The organism is Caballeronia sp. NCF2, assembly GCF_023631205.1.
In the GTDB taxonomy this organism is placed as follows: Bacteria; Pseudomonadota; Gammaproteobacteria; order Burkholderiales; family Burkholderiaceae; genus Caballeronia; species Caballeronia zhejiangensis.
On the sequence record NZ_JALQDN010000101.1, the window covers coordinates 1 to 22,570 of the forward strand.

Annotated in this window: 18 protein-coding genes; 8 read left to right on the plus strand and 10 right to left on the minus strand. The window is 58.7% G+C overall.

Going from position 1 to position 22,570, the window contains the following annotated elements; translation table 11 throughout:
* Nucleotides 1–1,160 precede the first annotated feature (1,160 nt).
* The 9 genes from NCS02_RS35750 to NCS02_RS35790 all read right to left on the minus strand — a co-directional run bounded on the left by NCS02_RS35750 (nt 1,161) and on the right by NCS02_RS35790 (nt 12,370).
* A complete protein-coding gene (locus NCS02_RS35750; protein ID WP_250520735.1) occupies nt 1,161–2,351 on the minus strand; it encodes a porin in 1,191 nt (396 codons plus the stop codon).
* A gap of 167 nt (nt 2,352–2,518) precedes the next feature.
* Entirely contained in the window at nt 2,519–3,808 is a 1,290-nt protein-coding gene (locus NCS02_RS35755; protein WP_250520734.1) for an MFS transporter, read from the minus strand.
* Nucleotides 3,809–4,800: 992 nt separating this feature from the next.
* Entirely contained in the window at nt 4,801–5,640 is an 840-nt protein-coding gene (locus tag NCS02_RS35760) for a VOC family protein (RefSeq protein ID WP_250520733.1), read from the minus strand.
* 504 nt (nt 5,641–6,144) lie between these two features.
* Nucleotides 6,145–6,999, minus strand: a complete 855-nt coding sequence (locus NCS02_RS35765) for a fumarylacetoacetate hydrolase family protein (protein WP_250520732.1) — start codon at nt 6,997–6,999, stop codon at nt 6,145–6,147.
* Nucleotides 7,000–7,333: 334 nt separating this feature from the next.
* Entirely contained in the window at nt 7,334–7,981 is a 648-nt protein-coding gene (locus NCS02_RS35770) for a flavin reductase family protein (RefSeq protein WP_250520731.1), read from the minus strand.
* A gap of 307 nt (nt 7,982–8,288) precedes the next feature.
* A complete protein-coding gene (locus NCS02_RS35775; RefSeq protein WP_250520730.1) occupies nt 8,289–9,257 on the minus strand; it encodes an SDR family NAD(P)-dependent oxidoreductase in 969 nt (322 codons plus the stop codon).
* Between the two features lie 56 nt (nt 9,258–9,313).
* On the minus strand, nt 9,314–10,111 hold the full coding sequence (locus tag NCS02_RS35780; protein ID WP_250520729.1) for an SDR family NAD(P)-dependent oxidoreductase: 798 nt from the start codon (nt 10,109–10,111) through the stop codon (nt 9,314–9,316).
* Nucleotides 10,112–10,173: 62 nt separating this feature from the next.
* Complete coding sequence (locus NCS02_RS35785) at nt 10,174–11,457, minus strand: acyl-CoA dehydrogenase family protein (protein ID WP_250520728.1); 1,284 nt, start codon at nt 11,455–11,457, stop codon at nt 10,174–10,176.
* 91 nt (nt 11,458–11,548) lie between these two features.
* Nucleotides 11,549–12,370: a DUF8021 domain-containing protein gene (locus NCS02_RS35790; RefSeq protein ID WP_250520727.1), complete on the minus strand. Its 822-nt coding sequence runs from the start codon at nt 12,368–12,370 to the stop codon at nt 11,549–11,551.
* 186 nt (nt 12,371–12,556) lie between these two features.
* Between NCS02_RS35790 and NCS02_RS35795 the strand changes: the two genes are divergently transcribed.
* From NCS02_RS35795 to NCS02_RS35820, 6 genes are all read left to right on the plus strand, one after another.
* Nucleotides 12,557–14,038 (plus strand): carotenoid oxygenase family protein, encoded by a 1,482-nt coding sequence (locus NCS02_RS35795; protein ID WP_250520726.1) that lies wholly within the window; start codon nt 12,557–12,559, stop codon nt 14,036–14,038.
* 18 nt (nt 14,039–14,056) lie between these two features.
* Nucleotides 14,057–14,464 (plus strand): nuclear transport factor 2 family protein, encoded by a 408-nt coding sequence (locus tag NCS02_RS35800; protein WP_250523693.1) that lies wholly within the window; start codon nt 14,057–14,059, stop codon nt 14,462–14,464.
* A gap of 127 nt (nt 14,465–14,591) precedes the next feature.
* The gene (locus NCS02_RS35805) at nt 14,592–15,779 is read left to right on the plus strand and encodes an MFS transporter (protein WP_250520724.1); all 1,188 of its coding nucleotides are present in this window, start codon (nt 14,592–14,594) and stop codon (nt 15,777–15,779) included.
* On the plus strand, nt 15,776–17,263 hold the full coding sequence (locus tag NCS02_RS35810; RefSeq protein ID WP_250520723.1) for a GntR family transcriptional regulator: 1,488 nt from the start codon (nt 15,776–15,778) through the stop codon (nt 17,261–17,263). The genes NCS02_RS35805 and NCS02_RS35810 overlap by 4 nt, the downstream gene beginning before the upstream one ends.
* Before the next feature lies 1 nt (nt 17,264).
* Nucleotides 17,265–18,764, plus strand: a complete 1,500-nt coding sequence (locus NCS02_RS35815) for an aldehyde dehydrogenase family protein (protein WP_250520722.1) — start codon at nt 17,265–17,267, stop codon at nt 18,762–18,764.
* Nucleotides 18,765–19,230: 466 nt separating this feature from the next.
* Nucleotides 19,231–20,781, plus strand: a complete 1,551-nt coding sequence (locus NCS02_RS35820) for a carbohydrate porin (RefSeq protein ID WP_250523694.1) — start codon at nt 19,231–19,233, stop codon at nt 20,779–20,781.
* Between the two features lie 182 nt (nt 20,782–20,963).
* On the opposite strand, the gene NCS02_RS36585 is transcribed toward NCS02_RS35820, so the two are convergent.
* A complete protein-coding gene (locus NCS02_RS36585; protein WP_350029921.1) occupies nt 20,964–21,053 on the minus strand; it encodes an aspartyl/asparaginyl beta-hydroxylase domain-containing protein in 90 nt (29 codons plus the stop codon).
* A gap of 19 nt (nt 21,054–21,072) precedes the next feature.
* On the opposite strand from NCS02_RS36585, the gene NCS02_RS35825 reads away from it, so the two are divergent.
* Both NCS02_RS35825 and NCS02_RS35830 read left to right on the plus strand, forming a co-directional pair.
* Nucleotides 21,073–21,531 (plus strand): hypothetical protein, encoded by a 459-nt coding sequence (locus NCS02_RS35825; protein ID WP_250520720.1) that lies wholly within the window; start codon nt 21,073–21,075, stop codon nt 21,529–21,531.
* Nucleotides 21,532–22,409: 878 nt separating this feature from the next.
* Nucleotides 22,410–22,570: helix-turn-helix domain-containing protein (locus tag NCS02_RS35830; RefSeq protein ID WP_250523695.1), on the plus strand; the 161-nt coding region annotated here is incomplete at its 3' end.

The following is a 22,570-nucleotide window of genomic DNA, read 5'->3' on the forward strand; positions in this document are numbered from 1 at the left end:
GTGCTCATACTGCCATACCCTCTGATGGCGATCATTTGCATTCACGCATCGAAGGTGGGACGAGGCCATTCCACTATGTCCGGCCTGTTTGCGCAGGTCTCTGTCCAGTTCCTTCTGATTGGAATGCTCCGAAGGTAAGCTCCACTCTATAAGACCAACGAGTCCGAGCAATTGGACCGCAATGTGATCTGCTTCCGTAGGTCCGCTTCGCACCCCCCAATGTGTCGCGAATTCGAGCAGTGAGGGCAGCGCACTCGGATGCGGCCAAGCAACTAGTTTGGCGTTAGACACGGGAGCACCTGGAAAAGACGACTACGGCACCATGCCGAGCATTCGTTTTAGCCTACCTGACGGAAGTGACGCGCGGCAAAGATTCGCATGTCCAGAATGCGCGCCTTCGCCGTCCTACGGTTCGAGCAACGCAAAAGCCCAGCATCCCGCCCCGATCTTGCTGTTCTGAAGCGACAGGTTCCGGACGTACGATTCCGGAAATCAGTGTGGGAGTCACCGTGCGTACCGCCGAGGGCAGCGCGCGACACCATGTACACCGAAGGGCGTCATTAATGGACCGGGTAAGGACTAATTGCTAAGAACCGTACGACCACTGGCAGGTTCGTTCGCTCAGGTGATGGCTCACGTCTGGCTTCTTCTCGTCAGGTCATAGTTTGCCGAACGCTTTCGTAGCGTCTGACGACGACAAACCTCGCGATTCATCAGTCCATTGCCATCGCGTCTGGCGGCGGGAGGCACTGCACTCTCACGCTGTCGCGCATGTTCGGCGAACGAAAAAAAAGCCGACGCGGGTGCGTCGGCAAAAGAGCTCCATGAGGAGCCCCTGAGAGGCGATTATCTCGAGCGGGTCGCGTCGACGATAAACTTCGTGAAGTGGCGTCCGGAGCGAGATGATCTACGAGGCGGCGAAACCTGACCGCTATTCCCAGTTGAGAAGTAGCTTGCATAGAACATCGACTGTTGTTCTAGGGGTCCTGCGCTCGACCTCAAGAAACGTGTCGCTATGCGAGTTGCCCACCGCCCAGGGCAGCGTCGCGGTCGTAGAAGCGACCCACTGCCCGTTCGTTGATATAGAGATCCGTCCGAGCGGGTCAATCCAGGAGCGAAAGAGCGCTCCTTCAATTGCCAAGCACGAACAGCATGGCAAATCAGAACGTATGGCGAATACCGAACATAAGAGCGCTTTGCTCGTTGCTTGTGGATGGTACGGCAAACGCCATTGCGGCGACCGCTGTCTTTCCGGTTGAATCAATGCCTGCCGCCTTTTGATGCAGACCAACAATGTATAGATCGGTGCGCTTCGAAAGGAGGTAATCAGCTCCGATAATCCATTGCTGGTAGCTTGCCCCTGTCTGTCCCGCGTAGGAGCTCGATCGTGTGTACGCGTAGGAGACGCCCATCAGAAACGAGGGCGTGTACTGGTACTTGAGATTCAACTCACCCGTGTTGAAACGAGGCGAAGTACCTGCGACACCTCGGGCGGGCGGCGCCCCGTTAATTCGTGTGCCACCGACATCGTTCAATTGCGTGCTGGTGAAGAGCGCCCCCACCGTCGCACGTTCGATCTGATAGGAGACGCCTGCGCCCAACACGCGTTGTGATGCTGCAGAGGCGTAGCCGCTAAAGACCGGGCTTGTAACATTCAACCCGTTTGTTGAAGCCGGCGTATTACTGTTGCCGTTCCCGCCGAAAAGCGAATAGTTCGGATTCTTGGCGAACAGATATGCTGCGGCGAAGGCAAAGGGTCCATTGTTGTAAGTCAGGCCTAGCGAGATGATCTCGTTCTGCGTCACCGAACCAGGAACACCGCCTAGACTGTAGGTGCCTCCAAAACGCAAACCGGCATAATTCACGCTTGTGAACTTGAGTGCATTGTTGGCGCGTTGCGTTCCGTCGACATCGTCAAGGCCGCCTGGATGGTAGCCGAAGCCTGATCCACGTCCTCCCCAGTCGGAGGCAGCCTCAAATGGACCCAGAAACTGGGAAAGTGTCGGGTACTGGCGCCCCAGTGCGACGGTACCAAAGTTGCCGCTGAGCCCGACGAAAGCCTGCCGACCGAATATTAGGCCGCCGTTTCCCAACGTCCCGTTCGCTATGTTAAAGCCGTTCTCGAGCGTGAAGATCGCTTTCAGGCCGCCTCCCAGATCCTCTGCTCCTATCAGACCAAAGCGGTTCGCACTCTGATTTCCCCCGATAAGCTCCCGTGAAGGGTGGCCGCCAGCGTTGCTGTTGAACCGGAACCCTGCATCCACAATTCCGTACAGCGTCACACTGCTTTGTGCATATGCCGTACCGGCGCAAGCGCTAGCGGCAAGCGCCGCAAATAATGTTCTTTTCATTTAGAAAGTCCAGAAATTCATTGCCAAAAAATCGAACGTCCAGCACCTTCGTATTACTAATGATGTAGACGTGCTTAATCCTTGCACGGCAAGCGCCACGCAACTGCAGTAAAGTCAGATATCTGGATTGATGCGGCAGCGCCCGGCGCAGCTGAGTTAATCAATACTTAGGCGTGCGCGGACGTCGCAGGCGAAAGAAATCTAGCGCGCAAGGCGCCAAACGCAAGAACGACGAGGCAGGCGGCCGGCACATACATCGCACCGCCTGCGCCGCCAACGTGTTTCGCGACCCACGGCATGACGTTTTGCGCCAGGAAACCGCCAATATTTCCGAAGCTGCTGATGGCGGCAAGGCTTGCGGCTGCCTGCGCGCCCTTGAAGTAGCGTGGCGGGATTGACCAGAAGCACGGAAGAATGAGCGAAACGCAAGGCGTGCCGATTGCAAGCGCCGCGAAGCGAAGAAGCACGTTTTCCGCGCTGACGCTGACGAGGAAACACACCACCCCAATGAGGGAAATGAGCGCCATGCCGATCAGGACATCATGCTGATTTCGTAACCGGCGCGGCACGATTACCAGCATGACCGCTGCGATGCCCCACGGTACCGCATTCAGAATGCCGTTCGTCGTGCCTGAGACGCCGAAGCCCTTGATCACAGTGGGCAGCCAGTAGATGACACCATACAGTGCGGTCAAGATAAGCATATAGGCGAGCGAGAAGAGCAGTGTCCGCGGATCGACTAACACCCCCCAGATGCTAGCGTGACCAACCCCGGGTACACGTTCGCGCTCAATTGCAGCGCTCAGCTGAGCCCTCTCTTGTGGACCAAGGAACGCGGCTGTTTGTGGGTTGTCGGGCAGGTAACGTAACGTGAGGATCGTTACCACAAGGGCTGGGACGCCAGTCGCGACAAAGACCCATTGCCAGCCTGCGAGTCCCCATGCACCGTTGAGATCAAGAAACAGGCCGCCAAGCAACGAGCCCAGCATATTGCCAAAGGCGCTGCCCAGAGTCAGCACGCCGAGGGCACGGACTTGATAGCTTTTTGGAAACCACAACGTCAGGTAGTAGATTAAACCAGGGTATAAGCCCGCTTCCGCAGCGCCAAGAAGGAAGCGCAGTGCCGTGAACATTGATCCCGACGTCACAAAGCCCAGGAAAATGGTCAACAGACCCCATGTCAGCACAATGCGTGCAAACCACATGCGCGCACCGAAGCGATGGACGGCCATGACGCTAGGAAGCTCAAATACCAGGTATCCGATGAAGAACAACGACGACGCAAGTCCGTACGCGGTCTCGCTCATACCCAGCGCGTGGACCATTTGCAGTTTAGCGAAGCCAACGTTTTGACGATCGATTACGGCGACGAGATACATCAGTGTAACGAGCGGCATCAGCCGCCAGAACAACCGTTTGAGCAGCGCGCTATCGGCGGCCGATTGAGGGGGGGGCATGCTCGTCTCCAAATTTCGTGTTAATGGCACGGTCGTTATTTTGTTCTTTTTAAAGAAACCGTGTTCTCTTTAACGAAACGATATTGACTGCTGTCGGCGTTGTCAAGTGGAGTAATTGCTAGCCGCTGACGACGCACCGAAGTTATCGGGGCGTGCATGGGCAGTGCCCTAAAGGTCTAAACGCTACCTTGACGCGACTCACCAACCATCGGCATCGTCGGATCGTGCCCGGCGCGCGACGTCGACGCAACCTACGCACACTGGTTCGAGCAATTGGGCGCCCCTGCAGTGCTCGTCAGACCGGAGTTCTATGTATTCGGCAGCGGCGACGCGCCAGCGCTCCTCAGCGACCTCATGGCCACCTGGAAGCGCGACGTGTCGGCCCGCACCGTGGAGGCCGCGTGAAGCCGATGGCGGCCCCCCCGCATGCCGTGCTCGAGCTGTCCGGCGAGCGTGTCCGGCGGCTGGTTGCCGGCGACCTTGCCGGCCTCGCTGGACGGACTGATCTAAGTGCATTCGACGGGTCCGCTACTGGGCAAAACCGAGCTGATGGTTTCTTCAAACAGACGCTGCACGTGCTCGACATCGACACCCGTATCGTGTGCTTCGCGCAATGCAGCGACATGCGGTGCGTCGGCCTGTTCCAGCGCGTGCACGCGCAGTTGCAAACGGAGCCGCTGCGCGAGCTAAGCACTTACAGCTATGTGAGTGAAGCGTTGTGGCGGTGCTGCGACGACTGGCGTCTGCCGGCACTTTCAGTCCACGGCTGTCAGCAAGGAAGTCGCGCAGCTTTGATTCAACGGAAGGGCTGCGCGTTCGCTGCGGAGCCGCGCCGTGCGAGGCGTGCTGGCCATCGACTCCCTGACCTCGCCGCGGCCCGCAAGGCAGGCGTCTTGCGCACCGGCGGTTCCACACGCACCGGCGCGGCGATTCTTTGGAGACGTATCTCAGGTATCGGTCGGGGTATTTCAAAGGCAGCAATGGCGGGCCGGTTACGAGCGAATCCACGCGCGACCCCAGGAGTTGAGCGTCCGTTCGCACTGAGGCCACACGCCGGGTTCCGCATCGGCCTCCACCCGCAACAGCTCGGCTGAGAACTCGAGACAGTTGCCGTCCGGATCGTTGACCATAAAGAACAGGTTGTTGCCGGGGCCATGCCGGCCAGGCCCAAAGAAAATCGGGACTTCAGCCGCTGCGAAGCGGTCGCCCCAGTCACGGATGTCGTTCCAGTCGTTCGTCTCGTAGCAATGGTGATCCCATTCGTTCCTGCTGCCACGGAAAAACGCGAGCGTGTGGTGCTCGTCATCCGAGCGCAGGAAGACGACCGTCACGTTGCCTTCGGCATCGACCACTTCATCGGAAATCGTAAAGCCGATCCTATCGACGAAGAAACGCGTCACACGCTCGAGCTCAGTAGTCTGAAAGACGGTGTGCTGGAGACGTGCGGGCCCGCCCTGCCCTTCGGTGCGAGCCCCTACGCCGAACACAAAGCGCCGGCCTTGTGGATCGCTGAAGACGATGGCGCCGCCTGAGAACAACGGGTCGTCGATCGGCTCGAACGCCACGGCGCTCGCAGTCAAACGTTCTGCCAGTCGACCGAGCGCCAGCGTGTCCAAAACGGAATACGCGTAGTAGGGCGCGGTATTGCCTCGTTGCGGACTGACGATGATCGCGCGCGACGGGCCGGTCATCACCACACCCTCCGACTTGGCAAACGGAACGGCCGTCAGGGCCAGCATCCGTCCGTAGAATTTCACCAGCTTGTCCGGATTTGCGCTGACAATGCGCAGATGATGCAGACTTGCGGGCGTAGTTTGCTGAAGACTGTTCATACAGATTACTCCGGATTAGGCTTGCGCCATGGAAGCTGTGCGCGCATTTTCGACGCGGTGTGTCCGTGATCCAGACGCGCGAACGGCCATGCCCGGCGTTGCTGCACATTGATCGGCGGACGCGATTGCCGTCTCTGTGTGAGACATGTGGGGCAACGCAGCGCGACGATCTGGCCATTCACGACTGCGCCCGGCCATTCACCTCGCAGATCCGCGCGTGGGGCGCCATCAACGAATCGACTCTGCGGTATTCACGGCGACGGCCGAGCCCGGCACCAGAACCCTTTCACGCTCGGCAGCGGATGTCCTCACCGCCATTGCACGGGACGGGAAAGCGCCTATGCGCGGAAACTCTGGCCCCCAGCCGAATCGGGGCCGCCGTGGCCGACGAAATGCGACGCTCTGCAGCACGGCGGCGTCGAGGTCGAACGACCGGGCCGTTCGGAAGGAGCCGATAGTTTCGGCGCGCATTCGAGCGTTCTCCTTCCCACTTTATTCTTCCGATCAGGGGCGTTCATCGGCAATCGTGTTGCGCAACACACCGATCTTCGAAATTTCAACTTCGACGATGTCGCCAGGCTTCATCCACAGCGGCGGCTCGCGGAACGCGCCGACACCGCCCGTCGTTCCCGTGATGATTACGTCGCCGGGACGAAGCACCGTGAACGTGCTGCAATATTCGATCAAGGTCGGGATATCGAAGATCAGATCGTCCAGCGGCGCCTGCTGCACGACTTCGCCGTTCAGACGCGTCACGAGCGAGAGCTGGGATGGATCACCGACGTCATCGGCCGTGACGAGCCAAGGCCCGAAACTTCCCGTAGACGGGAAATTCTTCCCGGGTGTGAACTGGATCGTATGGCGCTGCCAATCGCGCACGCTGCCGTCGTTGTAGCAGGCATAGCCCGCAACGTAGTCGAACGCGTTGGCGGCTTTCACGTGACGCGCCGTGCGCCCGATCACGACGGCCAGCTCGCCTTCGAAGTCCAGCTTGTGCGAAGCCAGCGGACGGACGATGGGTGCATCGTGAGCAGTCTGCGAATCGGCAAAGCGTGTGAAGAACATGGGCTTCGTTGGAATATCGCGGCCCGTTTCCTTCACGTGCGTCATGTAGTTGATGCCCACACAAAGAATTTTGTCGGGGTCGGGCACGACGGGACGCAGTTCGACCTCCCTCCACGGCAAGATAACCTGCATCTCGCGCACAACCGCTTCGATCGCACTCAGGCTGTTGCGCGCGAGCGCTTCTTTCAGCGACGATCCGACATCCGAAGCGAACGGCGCGAGGTCGATGACTCCCTCATCGAGCGCGACGCCAAATGAATTCATATCTGCGTGACGGATGCTCACGAGTTTCATCTCAATCTCCTATCAGATCCGGGAAGGCCGTGAGCAAATGACGACAGCCATGCGAAAATAAGCGACAGGCACGTCGCGTGCGGCACGTTGGCCTATCCGTGCCACGGATTCACTCGGCTGCATCACACACATTGCCGAAACTTTCGAATTGCAGCCGACCAGCGCGCTTAAGCTCACTCTGGCATTCAATCTACGCCGCCAACAAAAAGGCGGGCGGAAATACGGTTTCCAGTTCCAATCAAGGCATGACCGGACGATTCAGGCTCCCCAGACAGCCGTCCACATTCCGTATTTTTTGCCGGAGCGTATTTGCGTCAAACCACAGCATCGGCGCTCAGATGCTTGTCGGCTCAAGGGACACCGCATGCAGCAATGTGCCGCAATAAAAGATCAGCGGATCGCCTTCGTTGTGGGATAGCCGAAGCACTCGACCCACGATAATGGTGTGGTCGCCTGCCTCGTGGCGTGCATACACTTCGCATTCGAAGCGCGCATGGTAATCCCGCAACAGTGGAAGACCATGCAGGCCCGTTTCGAGCGGGACATTCGCAAATCGATCGATGTCCCTCGCAGAAAACTGATGACACAGTTCGCCCTGACCGGCTTCGAGCACATGAACCGCGAAATGAGTCGCGACGCACATTGCCGGATAGTTGCGGGAATTGTTTGCGATCGACCACTGGACCAGCGGTGGATCCAAGGACAAGGAAGTGAAGCTGTTACATGTAATGCCGATCGGCGCCGCCCCGTTGCGGCCAGCAGTCACAACAGTTACACCGGTCGTGAAGCGGCCGAGGGCACGGCGAAAATCCCGGGAATCGAAAGGAGCTTGGGTCATGATATTCGCATTAGGTCCATCCAGGCCATCCGCTTCAATCTGGATGACCTGGGCGTGAAGAAAGAAGGCCGACATATGATTGCCTGCCAGACGAATTGCCTCATTTCCTGTTTGCAACGTCGAATACGCCGTAGACACGGGCATTCACGTGCCTCAACGCGGAATTGCGGCAGGCGACAGCGCCCCTCTTTCGAATAAGCCACGCCAGGCAGGCAAGCAAGCCGCTTTATCGCTATTTATAGAGTACCTAAGCCATCTAAACCAGACGTCAGAAATGGAAACCGAATGCCTGACCGGTCCACAAACCCTACCTCGATGATCTATTGCGGGTAGATTTCCCGGGGAAGGAGTCTATTCTTATTTCTCGCAAAACCGCTTATCCACCGCGCACGCATGCGAGGAAGCGATCATTTTCAGTCGGCCTGCACAGGCGCAACATCGTGCTCCGCGCTCAGTCAGAACACGAACCGCTCCGGAGCGCGCGCTCACGTTCGATGACATACATTTGGGGACGCAGGATCTCCCGTTCATCGTCAAGCCTCGACTGCGGCACGGCTCGCCCCCCGCTGGGGAACGACGCGAGCAACGCCTCCGCACGATCTCGAACAGCCGGCTTGAATTCGGGGTGCGACAGGATGTACATGACGTTATTGCGTATCCCGTGAAGCACCCATTCGCCAGCTTCCAGGGAATCCATGCATGGACCGTCGCTTGCCGGGTCAGGGCATCGCTCGCTCAGGCCGTCCGGAAATGCGCGCTCCTCCGACCCAGGCGCGACGCCACTCACCGACAGGTGTTCAGGGCGGTTGCGATCGGAGTGGCGGATATTGCTGTTCACGCCGCCCGGGCAATAAACCGACGCGCTGACGTTGGTGTCGCAGAGTTCGGCTCGCAGGCCTTCCATCATCCCGACCACGGCAAATTTCGTTGCTGAATAAACGCTCCCTTTTGCAACAACGAGCCCGCCCATGGATGACGTGCTAACGACGTGGCCGCCTTCGCCATGGGCAAGGATCAAAGGGAGAAAAGCCCGAATCCCGTTGAAAACGCCGTCGATATTCACGCTCGTCACCCAGTCCCAGTCATCGAATGTGGCATCGACCAAACCGGTTATCATTCCCACGGCAGCATTGTTGACCAGGACGTGAACCTTACCGAACCGGCGAACAGTCTCCTCGGCGGCCCGTGCCATGCCGGGTCGATCGGTCACGTCGACATTGATGGCATGCACGTTGTCTTCCTTACCGCGGAAAAAGCCCATTGCCCGGTCCAGGTGTGACTGCGTCCGGTAGGAAAATGCGACTTTCATACCCGCGTTGACGAACGCCCGCGCAATGCCCAGACCGATCCCACTGCTGCCGCCGGTGATAAACGCGACCTTGCCATCGACTTCCCGCATCGAAGTCAGCACTTGAACCATCCTGACTCTCCTGTGTCCTGTGCCCCACCTTCCAGACGTGGCGCCAAGCCCGGCGGCTAGATCCCGCCATCGACGACCATGTTGATTCCCGTGATGAAATCCGCGCGTGCGCTAGCAAGGAAGCAAACCGCTGCAGCGATGTCCTCGGGGCGGCCCACACGGCCCGTACTCTGGCGAAAAACGCCAAGGGCGAGCTCGCGTTCGTGCGCGGACCACGCTTCGCCAAAACCTGCGCTGCGGGCGATATTGACAAGTTCCGCGTCAGAACCGGGCGTGTGGATGATACCGACGCTGATCGCATTCGACGTCACGCCGGTGCCGGCCATGCCGCGCGAAAGAGAACGGGAAAGGTTGATTTCCGCTGCCTTGGCCGCCTGATAATCCGGGAAGTTGGGCGGTTGGTGCAGCGCGATGGCGCTGGCGATCTGGATGATGCGCCCCCAACCACGTTCGACCATGACCGGCGCCAACGCGTTGATCAGCGTGACGGTCGAGACGACGTTTTGCTTGTAGGTTTCGATCCAGTTTGAACCCTTGTTGCCGAGCCAACCTAGCTGGGCCCATCCCTCATGCCGTCCCCCGGCATTATTCACGAGGATGTCCACACCACCGAGTGCACGAACATCGTCCGCGACGCACTGAGCCTGCGCCTCGTTCATCAGATCGCCGAGTACTTCGAAGGCGGTGCCGCCCGCAGACCGAATCTCCATCGCGGTCTGACGCGTGCGTGCCGCATCCCGGCCATGAACGATGATTTCCGCACCTTCCTTTGCCAGCTCGAGTGCTACGCTTCTCCCGATGCCTGAACTGCTTCCAGTGACAAGGCAGCGCTTGCCTTGAAGGTCGAGTTGCATAGAAATCCTCTTGGCCTTGTAAGGCCTTTGTTGTCTAGAAATTAAAAATTGTCTGGTTCTTTTCAGGCAGCACGCGATGTCCGCTTGGCCTTGTCAACGCCAGGGACAGCCGCGGCGAACGCGGCCAACGGGGGAAGGCCCATGAGCTGGCGTCCACTGATTTCCGATGCGGGATCCAGTCGCGTAGAACCGTGAGTCAAAGCGACGCGTATGTCGCGTACATAGCGTTGAATCGGATTTTTCAAGCTCACCGTGAATGAACCAAGGGCAATCTGGATCATGTCGACCGCCGCTCCACACACATTCCCTGCGTGCACCAAATCCATCATGATCTCGGCTTCTTCGGCCGGCATGAAGGCGGAGGAAGCCATCGCCTTGCGGTCAATATAATCAGCGCGGGAGAAGATCAGCGCCTCGGCAGCATTGATCATCGCTTTTGTCTTGCCGGCGACAACCTGGATGGAGGGCGTCGCGGCCAATGTGTCATAGGGCAGATTGAACGGCTTTTTGGAAGCACACTGCTCTACAAAACACTCGTAAGCACCACGTGCCATCCCGAGCGTGATCGACATCGTCTCCATCGCGACAATCAGCATGAGGCCGAGTCCATCGAGCTGATAACCCAGCCCCGTGAAACGGTTGCGTAGATTGTCCAGATTGGTCGGCAAATTCGCGAGGTCAGCGAAACGGTGTTCCGGTACGAACACATCTTCTTTCACTACGATACTATTGCTGGACGAGCCGCAAAGGCCCATCACCTGCCAATCGTCCACGATCTCATACTGGCCGCGCTCCAGAAGGATCATGCCTCGAAGGTCGCCGACCTGAGCTCCCACGACCACGAACGCAGCATGCTTGCAGCCACTTGCAAACCCCCATTTCCCGCCGCCCTCAACGACATAGCCGCCCTCGACACGGCGAGCGCGCTGAATCCGATCCGAGAAAAGAGAAGCACTGGCGACCACCGGGCCTTGCCAGTCGCGCGCGTGCGGATAGACCTCCTCGACGGTACGGTCCGGGAAAGTCAGCATGACGCGCGCGAAACCGGACGCAATCATGGAAATCCAGCCCGCAGAGCCATCACCTCGTGCAATCTCCGAAATGATTTCCGCAAGATCGCGCGCGCCCAGTGCATAGCCGCCAAACTTTTCCGGCAAGGACACCTTGAATGCGCCAGTTTTATCCAACGCTTCGAGCGTAGACGGCGGCAGACACCCCAATTTCTCGCCTTCAGGTGCGTTTTCGCGAATGAGTGGCACCAGGCTACGGATAGCATCTCGAATCTTCCGTCCCTGCGGCGAGGAAAATGTTGACTCATGTATGGATGTATTATCGACTTTCTGCATCACAGCCTCACCTGAATAATTTGACTGTCACTCGACAGTTAATATCATTTCGCCCTACAGGGAATCGAGAAACAAGACGGCTTAATCTCTTTCACCATATTTCCGCCGCACCCAGCGGAAGTATTTCCCGTATTTCGTCAAGACTACGGATCTCGCCGTCTGTTACCTTGAAAACTCCGGCCATATAGAACGTCCCGCAATCAGGTCGATCCAGATGCGGCGCAGGATGAAAGTCGACAAGAACGAAGCTGACGACAATGCCCAACCGACGATCCACGACGGGGAAGCGCCGGTTCCGCGCGATTGGCCGCGCCGGCCGTGTCGCGTAGACGCAGCTTGCAGGCGTATGCACCGCAGCATCGGCGGACAACAGAATCGAAAGGTTGTTGGTGATCTTCTTGCCGTTGTCGTATCGATCGCAACGATAGGCGAACCGTGCCAGGCTCCCGTCACTTTCCTGCAACGCCGACCAGTAGCTGTCCGCCACCGACTCCAATTGATCGCGCTCAGTGGCGCGGTGTGGAGGAACGGGCGCCTCGTACAGCACGTCGGGCTTGAGCAGTTGCACGGCGTCCGCGAAATGCCCCGCGCAAGCGGTGCTGATGATCTCCTCGACCTCGGAGATGCGACCGGCACTGACCTTCAGACGAAGCGCGTACGGCCTTATCTGCCCCCCCGCCTCCGCCGCGCCGAACGCGACCACCTGCGACTGCAAGGGATCGTCAAACAGCTGCAGTGACGGAAAGTCGTCAATCAGCGTGATGGGGCCAGAATCCGCTATCCGGTTATTTTCTGAGTAGCGGGCCAACCGGCATGCTTCGTCGCCCCGCGGCCCCAGGCGGTCGTGCAGATATTGAAGCGCCGCCGCCCTGAGCGGTCGCGAACTTCCGCTCTCCAAATCGATCGAGTGCAAGATCCCTCCCCCCTTTGACTGCTTCTCGTTGCCGCCAGAATGGGGGAGTCGGGTAGCGAAAACCAGACGACGGATAGCCTCCCTGGTTCGACGTTCGTTGATTCGCCGTCTAGTTTAAAGATACCGCGGGGATATCTTTATGCCAGGCGTGCATTTCCGAGCGTCACTAAATGGAGGAGCGTTAGCATGACAAAAGCCTTTCCCCCGGTCATGACCGAAGGGATGGATGAGCCTTGTCGCTTTGAGGGCGAAGTTTACGACCTTGAAATCGTGGAGGGCGCCATCCCGCCCGACCTCGACGGTCTCATGGTGCAGGCCGTGCCAGATCAGGTCTTCCCGCCGGTAGTCGAGAACCTACATCCGATGACGGCCGCCGCAGGCGGCGACGGTACCGTCCGCGCGTTCCGATTCAAGGATGGACACGTCGACTATCGCACCCGCTTTGTTCGTACCGAGCGCTTCTTGCTGGAACGCAAGGCGAGGCGGTCGTTGTTCGGCAACTATCGCGACCCGTTTTCGGACGATCCTTCGGTGGAAGGCAAAAGCCGGACCACAGCCAACACCGCCTTGTTCTTCCACGCCGGCAAGCTTTTTGCCGCGAAGGAAGACGGCTTGCCACACGAAATCGATCCCGTCACCCTCGACACGCGAGGCGTGTGCACCGCGGGCGGCTCCATTACCAGCCGGACGTTCACCGCCCATCCCAAGATCGATCCGCAAACCGGCGAACTGATTGGATACGGGTATGCCGCAAGAGGCGAAACTACCCGCGACATCGCATATTACGTTCTCCGCAAGGATGGCAGCGTCGAACACGAAGCATGGTTCGAAGCCCCCGTCGCAGCGATGATTCACGATTGTGCCATTACGCTAAATTACACGGTCCTGCCCATCATGCCCGTGACGAGCGACCTTGGGCGTTTGAAGGAAGGGGGGCCTCATTTTGTCTACGAGCCCGATATGCCCCAGATCTTTGGCGTTCTTCCGAGACGCGGCTCCGCAAGCGATGTGCGCTGGTTTCGCGCTCCGCCGGGTTTCACCGGCCATACCGTCAACGCCTTCGAGGAAGATGGACGGATCATTTTCGACGTGCTCGAGGCGGACGGCAATGGCTTCGCGCCGGTGATTTCGGACCGGCAAGGCAATACCGCGCCCCCTGGAAGTGCCGGCACCTCGATCGTGCGGTGGGAGATTGACTATCACGCTTCGACCGAAGAACTGGGACACGGGACCGTGCTCGCGAGCGTCAATGGGGAAGGCCCGCACATTGACCCCCGATGGGAAATGAAGCGACAGCGCCACGTCTTCGTGCCAACGCTGGATCGCAGCAAGCTCACGACTGACAAAAACGGTCGACCGATGCCCGTGATGTTCAATCAGTTGAGCCGTTTCGACCTCGAAACCGGGACACGCGAATCCTATTATCCGGGCCCCGCAGCCACGTTCCAGGATCCAGTCTTCGTGCCTCGGTCTGCCGACGCCGCCGAAGGGGATGGATTCCTGATCGCCATCGTGAATTACCCCCTCGAGCGGCGAAGTGAACTGGTGGTGCTGAACAGCCTGTCACTCGAGGCAGGCCCCATAGCCCGGATCAAACTACCGCTTCGCATGCGACTTGGTATCCACTCGGCGTGGATCGATGGTGCGTCTGTACCTGCCTGGTCCTGAGAAAACATTTAAACCCTCATGAAAGGAATCGAAACTGTGCAAACCACCACAACGCTTGATCGCGACGCGGCCTGTCAGCTGGTGCTGAAAGTCATGGAGCTGCTGCTCGACCCCGACATGTCGGAGCAGGCGCGCCGCTATCTGACGGAAAGCTACATCCAGCACAACCCCAACATCCCGTCTGGCGCGGACGCGATCATCCAATTTACCCGCTCGGAAGAAGCGGAACGTGCTCGCAAGTCCATGCGGCCCGCTACCGAGCCCCCGATGTTCGTCGTCGAAGGCGATCGCATCGTGATGGTGCTGCCTCGCGACCTTCCCGATCCGTCGAACCCGTCCCAAACCTACCGCACCTATTGGTTCGATATGTGGCGCATTGAAGATGGGAAACTGGCCGAGCATTGGGACGGCGCGCTGAAGGAATAGCGCCCGGCCGAGCAGTAGCTTCGCATCACTTTCAAAGAATGGCCTTGAGGCCCGAAGGAGGAGACAAATGACCGGTCCTAATCGGTTGCAAGTTACGGTCGCTGCTGTGCTATGTATGGCACTGGACATGTCAGCAATCTTCATGGGCTCGTTTCCCGTGTTTTTGGGGCCGGTTTCTCGAGAGATGGGCTGGGGGCACGCTGTTTTTTCGCAGGTGATCACGATCTCCTCCGTTTGCGCGGCGCTTCTGATGCCGTTTGCCGGCCGTCTCATCGATCGGATTGGCGTCCGCTGGCCTGTGGCGATCGGCTTGACGTTGATCGGACTCAGCATGGTGCTGCTGTCGTTCATGCGGGGAACCGATACTTTCTTCTGGACTGCCGCGCTCAGCCTGGGGATGGGTGCTTCGTTGGCCGGCCCCCCTTCTTTCGTGGCCTTGGTGTCGTCCTGGTACGATCGCCATCGCGCACTCGCCTTGAGCGTCGTTCTTTCCGTGACCCCGATGTGCGCCCAGGCAATCGTTGCCCCTGTCGTGCAGAAGTTGATCGTGGGCTTCGGTTGGCGCGAGACATATCAGCTCTTGGCCGGGACCGTTCTCGTCGTCGGGCTTGCCGCCAGTCTGACTTCGCTGCGCCCGAATCCGTCAGGCATTGCCATGAGGCCGCTTCCAGCCGTCACGAAGCGATCCTCCGCCCATGCCGCCACGACCGGCACCTTCTGGTTACTTGTCACCGCCAATTGCCTCTTGTCGGCTTCCCTGATCGGGTTCAGCGTGCACATCGTCGGTTGGCTGACGAGCCGCTCGATTTCACCCGAAAGCGCGTCGGCCGTCATGTCAGTGTTGTTTCTATCCGGTGTGGCCGGCGCCCTGCTCTCCGCTTCATTCGTCGACAAAACCAGTAGCCTGCGTATTGTTCAACTGTTTTTCGCGATCCCCCTTGTAGGCCTCGCCATCATGGCGGCCACGACCTCGCTGCCCGTGATCCTGCTGGGTGCGAGTCTCCTCGGTGCAGGAATGAGCGCGACGTCGGCACTCACGCCTTTTCTTCTCACGAGATATTTCGGCTTGAAGGGTTCCGCAGAAATCTTCGGCATTCTCCTCGGGCTGACCATGATAGCCATCGGCCTTGCGCCGGTTTTGATTGGACTGGGCATCGACCGGACTGGCGGATACACGATTCCGTTGTTCTTCGTCGCTGGAGCAGTCGTCGTCGCCACCTTTTGCATCGGTCTGCTTGATCGATTGCGCGTTGCGACGGCAAAGCAGGACGATCAAGCGCCGGCACGGACCCTGCCGTCAGGGAGCCATCAATGAAACCCGACCTGCTTGAGACAAGACAGGATGAGCAAGCGCCTTCCGCCGGTTATGAGGCACAACTCGCAAAATTGGTGAGGAGCGTGACCGGAAGCGAGCCGCTCAATAAACGCCCGCTGCTCATTGCCAACGATCTGGAGGAAGAGTTTCTGCGTGAGGGCTGGCCGACTGGCCGAAATTTCGGCGGAGAGGCCGCACTGGCGGAACGTTACGGTGTTGGTCGTGACGTCCTTCGCGAGGTCGTGCGACTGCTCGAAGGGCGCGATCACGCCAAGATGCGCCGCGGTCCTCATGGCGGCCTCGAGGTTGTGCGCCCCCGCCTCGAAGACCTCCTCGGTCGCCTGGCCGGTTATGCCTACGTGACGAGTCTCCAGCGCGTCCGTGTGCTGGAGATGTGGACCATCATGGGCTCTGTTGCAATACAGCTGATGCTCGGGGCCAACGCGCGGACCAGCACGGATCTAGGGGCCCGGCTTGCGCAATGGTGCGACCAGCCCAACCTCAGCATGCGTGACCTTGGGAGAGCCCTGATAGCGGCCACGCAGAGCACCGTCCTGACGCTTCTCGGGACATGTGTAGAGTCTCTTCTTCCGCAGCATGCGGCTGATCTCCTCGACAAGCCGGCCATGCAGCGACTCCGAGAAATCGCGGCGTCACATGACGCGGAAGCGCTCCTTGTGGATTGGTTGAGAAACGATCTCCTTCCATCAGCCATCGCGCGTCTTGAGGTACGTCCAGGCGAACATGAGTTCTCGCCGCCCCAATTGCCCGAAGGAGATTACTTCAAGAACCAAGCAATGCAGGTCGTGCATGAATTGATGTCGGCAACCGAGCCAAGCAGATGGTCGCGCGGTCATCTGATCGGCAACGAATTCGATCTGACCGGCGAGTATCGGGTCGATAAAAGCATCATTCGTCAGGCAATCCGCCTGATGGAGGACGCGGAAACGGCAACCGCATTGCCCGGCCGAGGACGCGGGCTCGTGACGCGACTGCCGAGTACTGCGCCGTTAAGCAGGCTTATTTCCGCGTTCTTCCTTGCCCATGCAGTCGACGAATTGGATGGCGAGCGTGTCTTTCGCGCCCTGAGCATCGAGTGTGCAGGGTGGGCTGCGGAGCACGCCAGCGCGGAAGACCGCATGGCGCTTCTTGGACTTTGTACCGATTTGAGGCAGCTATCGGCCCCCGTTCCTATCGCCGCCCTGCAGAGCTTCGAGCGATTTCAGCAGCACGCTGCACACAATCCACTGCTGAATGTCTGCATCGACGCAATAAAGGCCTTCCTCTCATGGCGCATCGGTAGTTGTCTCATTGCGTCCCCTTCGATCGTTAAAGAATACAAAGTCCATACCGAACGCGTCATTACGGCCATATGCGCGCATGACCGCCGTACTGCAATGTTCGCGGAGCAGGTGAAACTGGAAGCGCTTTACTTACACCGAAGGCAAAACGACCCTGTCCATCTCGACGAAAAGGCGAAATAGAATGAATGACATCCCGACCATCGACCACCGATTGCACACCGACGGTATCCTCTCCCCATCCATCTGGGATGGGCGCGTCTTTCAAGGCCGATGGACTTCGTCGGAAGGCGAGGTCATCGAAGTCCGTGAACCTGCCACGGGACACACGCTGGCTACAGTGGGAGGCAGCACGCCGAAGACCGTTCTCGAGGCAGTCGAGCGCGCGGCGCGGGCGCAAGCACAGTGGCAAGCCACCGCACCGGAAGCCAGAGCCCGCGTGATGCAACTCGCGGCAACCGCTCTGGAGAACAACCGCGCTACGGTTCTAGACTGGATCGTCCGCGAAACCGGCGGCGTGCGCGGAAAAGCAGAAACGGAACTGAACGGCACGATCGGCGAGTTGTTGCACTCGGCGGCACTTTTCGTTGAACCGGAAGGACACGTGCTGCATTCGGCCGATCCCGGCCGCTTGAGCATCGCTCATCGCGTACCGCTTGGTGTGGTGGGTGTGATCTCACCCTGGAACTTTCCGCTTCTGCTGGCAATGCGCTCAGTGGCCCCAGCGTTGGCGCTGGGGAATGCGGTTGTCCTGAAGCCTGATCCGCAAACGCCGATAACCGGCGGCGTCGTCCTGGCGCAGATTTTCGCCGAGGCTGGGCTGCCAGAGGGCGTATTGCAGATCGTCAATGGTGGAGCAGACGTCGGTGAGGCGCTGGTCTGTGCGCCGGCAGTCCGACTCGTCACGTTCACCGGTTCCACCCGGGTAGGACGGCGTGTCGGTCAGCTGGCGGGCGAGCACGTCAAGAAAGTCTCGCTGGAACTTGGCGGAAAAAGTCCATTCATCGTTCTTGACGACGCAGACATTGAAGCCGCTGCCTCAGCCGGTGCGTGGGGCTCGTTTCTGCATCAAGGTCAGATCTGCATGGCTGCGGGCCGGCATATCGTTCTGCGCAGCGTGGCAGACGCCTATCTCGACGCGCTTCGACAGCGCGCGCAGAGGCTGAAGGTAGGCGACCCGTTCCGCGAAGACGTCGCAATCGGCCCGATTATCAATCAGCGACAAATCGGACGTATTCATGAACTCGTCACGGCAAGCGTCGCGGAAGGCGCCGAGTTGCTCACAGGCGGAACGTACGAGACCCCCTACTACCAGCCAACTGTTCTTGCAGGCGTGCGACCGGGAATGGCAGCTTATATTCATGAAATCTTCGGGCCTGTTGCGCCCGTCAGCATCGCCGAAGACGAAGAGCATGCGATTCAAATGGCCAACGATACCGAGTACGGGCTTTCAGCCGCATTACAGACGACATCGCTTGAGCGCGGTCTGCGTCTAGCGAGACGCATCCGGGCGGGAATGGTGCACATCAACGACCAGACCATTTCAGATCTGCCCGGCATCCCCATGGGCGGTATGGGGCAGTCAGGTAACGGCTCTCGCTTCGGTAGCACAACAAATGTTGACGAATTTACCGAATGGCAGTGGATGACGTTGGGCGGCGTGCCGGCTCGTTATCCCTTCTGATCGCAAACGGGCTTTGTGTCCCTCTCGTTGCAACGTAGCGCTTGCAATGAGAGGAGGCCGCGCAGCATGATCAAGGTGACAACATGCCCCAGGACTCCATGATCAACACCGACACGCCGCATGGTCGGCTTGGCATCTGAGGTTCGGCAGCAGTTCAAGCGCCGCCACCGATTTTCCGCAGGAATCGACACACCAGACGTGCCGTTCGGCAACGGTGGGTCGGGCACGAAGTCAAGACCGCGAGTCCCTCTCTACCAGCCAGCATAGCGGATATGACCTGATCTCCGGAATCGAGTATCGATACGAGACTACCAGTCTACTCATTTAGCGATACTAACTAAGTTTCGAACAAAAACATCCAAGTGTCTGGACCGACATTCTTCGTGAGGTGGACGAGGGATGTCTCAATCATGGCGACAAACGGCTAAAGAGCCGCCTCGTTCAAAATTACTATAGCGGAGGAGACATGCACAAATTCACCGGCTTCGTACACGCTGGTATGGCGCTAACCATCGCACTTGCGCTCTTGCCGATTGCGGCGACGGCCGCAAGCATTGAGCTGGAGCCTGGAACCTTACTGGCTGACACAGGATATGACCGACAGGATAGAGGCACCGCCGCAAGCGCTGTCAGTCCGGCAGCTTCCGCCATTGGTGCGAGCGTCGAAAATCCAACCCTCCACGCGAGCACGGAAACCGGCCAGAATCCACCCGGACTGCTTAGCGTCAGCGTACAGCCTCCGATCAGCGAACCGCCGGGTCAGAGAAAGGGCCCCATGAGAAAGATCGGGGATGCCCTGGAAGCGCACGGGATCACTCTGGGCCTGATCTTGGCAAACTCATATTTCGTCAATCCTACTACCGGTATTTCAGCAGGCCATTCGGTAGACTATTTCGCACTCTTCACGTCCGCAGACGTTGACCTCAGCAAGCTGATCGGGATTCCTAAAACACATTTCCATGTTACCGAAGCGTGGGAACCCCCTTCTCACAATACCCGTTTCTACGCATTTCAGGCCGGCTCGGCCTTCACGCCCTTCCCCGTCCAGACCACCACTTCCGATCTCGTCAAATTCACACTTTCGCATGACCTGTTCGAGAAGCGACTACATATCGAATACGGACGGATGAACCTCGCCGACGACTTCATGGTTTCGACGATGTGTACTGGATGCCTCGCATCGACCCCGGCGATAACGCTTAACGTGCCGGGGTTCGCGAAATCGGTCTGGGGAGGGCGAATTGCGTACCAGCTGTCGCCCCATACTCGGCTGGGGCTCGGAGTAATCGAAGACGACCCCGCTCTTTTCACAAGCTCAGCCGGATGGGATTGGCGTACGCGAACGAGGACGGGCCTCATAGGCGTCGCAAATATGTTGTACACCACGGATTTTTCCGATTTGTCATATCCCCTCAACGCCGAAGCTGGTCTTTATCACAGCACGAGCCCGTATACAGACGACCTCAATAACGTGGACGGCTCGAGTCAGGCTCTCAATCCTCTCGGAACTGCGCTCATGCATCGGAGTGGCACATGCGGTTTCTTTGGACAGGCTAGACAAGTGGTATGGACTGCGAAGGCTTCTGAGGGGCCTGTGCGCCCTAACCTCGCGTTGTACGGAGGTGCTTTCATCACACCCGGAGCGGGTCAGTCATATCCCGTTGAGGCCTTTGGCGGCGCCGAGTATGGCGGCTTTCTCAGGAACAATCCTGCTGCACTGATCGGCTCGACGGCACGCTATATCCGCTTGAGCGAAGGGCGCGCGCTTTACGAGCAGCAACTCAGCACGATAAACGGGTGGGGCAGCACCAGTGTCCACCAAAATACATTCGCTTTCGATGTTCACGCGCAGTACGGGCTTGCACCTGGCATACTCATCAATGGTTTCGCTCAGTATTTTTTGCATCCGAACAGGACACACACATTGCCCGCCAGCGGCCCGTCGCGCAGCGGTTTGATGGTGGGTGTGAATGCTATTATCGACATAGGTCGTCTCAGCGGTCTTTCAAGACCCTAGTTTTGCTACATCGATAGATTCATTCAATTGCAGGAGCGCGCAACGGGCCCGAGCGCTGCACCGATAAACGTTCTCTGCGGGCGACCGAGGCCCCTGCCGACCGAGAAGGCTGTTGATTATCGCGCAGCCATATCCGATCCATGGGAGCCGTAGTGACCCGTTGTTCGCTTCGGCGCGCGAGCCTAGGCGGCCACTCTTATTTCGCAGTCGGGCGGTATGCTGAGCCCAAGGTGCAACGTAAGCCTCGTCTTCCGATCGGCGCAATGCGCCAGATTTGGATAAGATCCCGTATTGAAACGTTCTCAAAGCGAGGCAAGTTCGGTGTCTCAAGGCAATGACGAGTTTCCCGACGAAGAGGTTGCGCGTATCGTATTGCTGATCGATGAGGCTGCCATCCTCTGGCGAAGCGCGGCGAGTGCTGCCGCACATGACATCGACGCAACGCCGAGTGTCCCGGTCCGCCCGAGTGCAATCGAGCTCGCTGTGTTCACCTCCTTAGCACGCACCTACGGCCGCGCAATTATCGAGGATCGGAGTTTCTTGCCAGTGCTTGATTTCGCGGCTGAATGCGGTGCCGTGGAACTGGTGCAACGAACTCTGTGGGGACAGCAGTTCGAGGATCTTTGGCTGGCGGCTCAGCTTCGAGAGGCACATGCTGCCTTCGAGCTCTTGTGCAGCAGTTCGCCGGATGTCTTCTTTGCTCAAGCTCGTGCTGCGCTTGTACCCATGGGTATGCGCCGATCAAACTGAACCGGATCGAATCGGCCGCCCGGAGATGCGACGGACAACCGCTAGCGCCCTTCTTCGGCGGTTCGGTCGCTCGCGTGACACTGAACCCCGGGGTGCCGTTAAGCTGGCCAATGAACGTATCGAGAAAGGGATTCGAAATGGTTCGTCCACGCTTTTGGGTTCTTCAGGCAAGGCACGCAAGATGATAAGCGGTCGCCGCGCCAAGAGCCGCGATGAATAGTTTGTTTGCTGCCGGTGGCACCCTCCTGAACGGCGACGGAAGCGCTGCTGCGCCTCGGACAATGAGGGCGTAAGCCGGCATTTGCATCCACCAGCCGCACCGTGTCGGCGCGCGGGTGCGCCGAGCGGGTTGGACACTTCTCGAAAGAGCATACAAGCCTTAATAGCCTCTTGCAGCGTCGATCGACGTAGCTGCATACAAGCGAACAAACGGTCGACAAAAAACCCTTGCCTGCGTCGACCAACATGGGCATCATCAAGTTCGCAGCAGGACTTGTGGGGAATGACGGGCGGGCGTTTCAACGAGTTCGTCGCGTTGTCTAATAAGGAGAACGGGTCGACCTGTTCGTGCTAATTGGTGTTGTTCGCGTGGATGGGGATTGTTGGTCCCGCAGACTTATCGAGCAGTTGACCCATTTTGAGCACAAGCGGCCGGCCGCAAATTGAATTCAACTCAAGCATGCTGGGGTCGTTTGGGTTGAACCGAAGAGGTGCACTGTTAGACGTTTCCGCGTTGTTTGCTGCATGCGGTGCGTTGATCTTGCACGACGCTGGATAGCGTGTCCGCTCTCAGCGCTTATTGAGTATTACCAAATCCATGACAACCGATTCTCGGCTTGAGCGTTATACGATCATCGCCTTGATGACGGATGAGGTTCATGGCCAAGATGGACGAAGCGACGCGCAAGCGAATGCGAGCTGGACGCCTCATGCTGGCGGGCAAGACGCCAGCCGAAGCCGCGAAGGCCGTTGGCGTGGCGCGGCAGACGGCATACACATGGAAGGCCCGTCTGGACGAAGGCGGCATCGAGGCGTTACG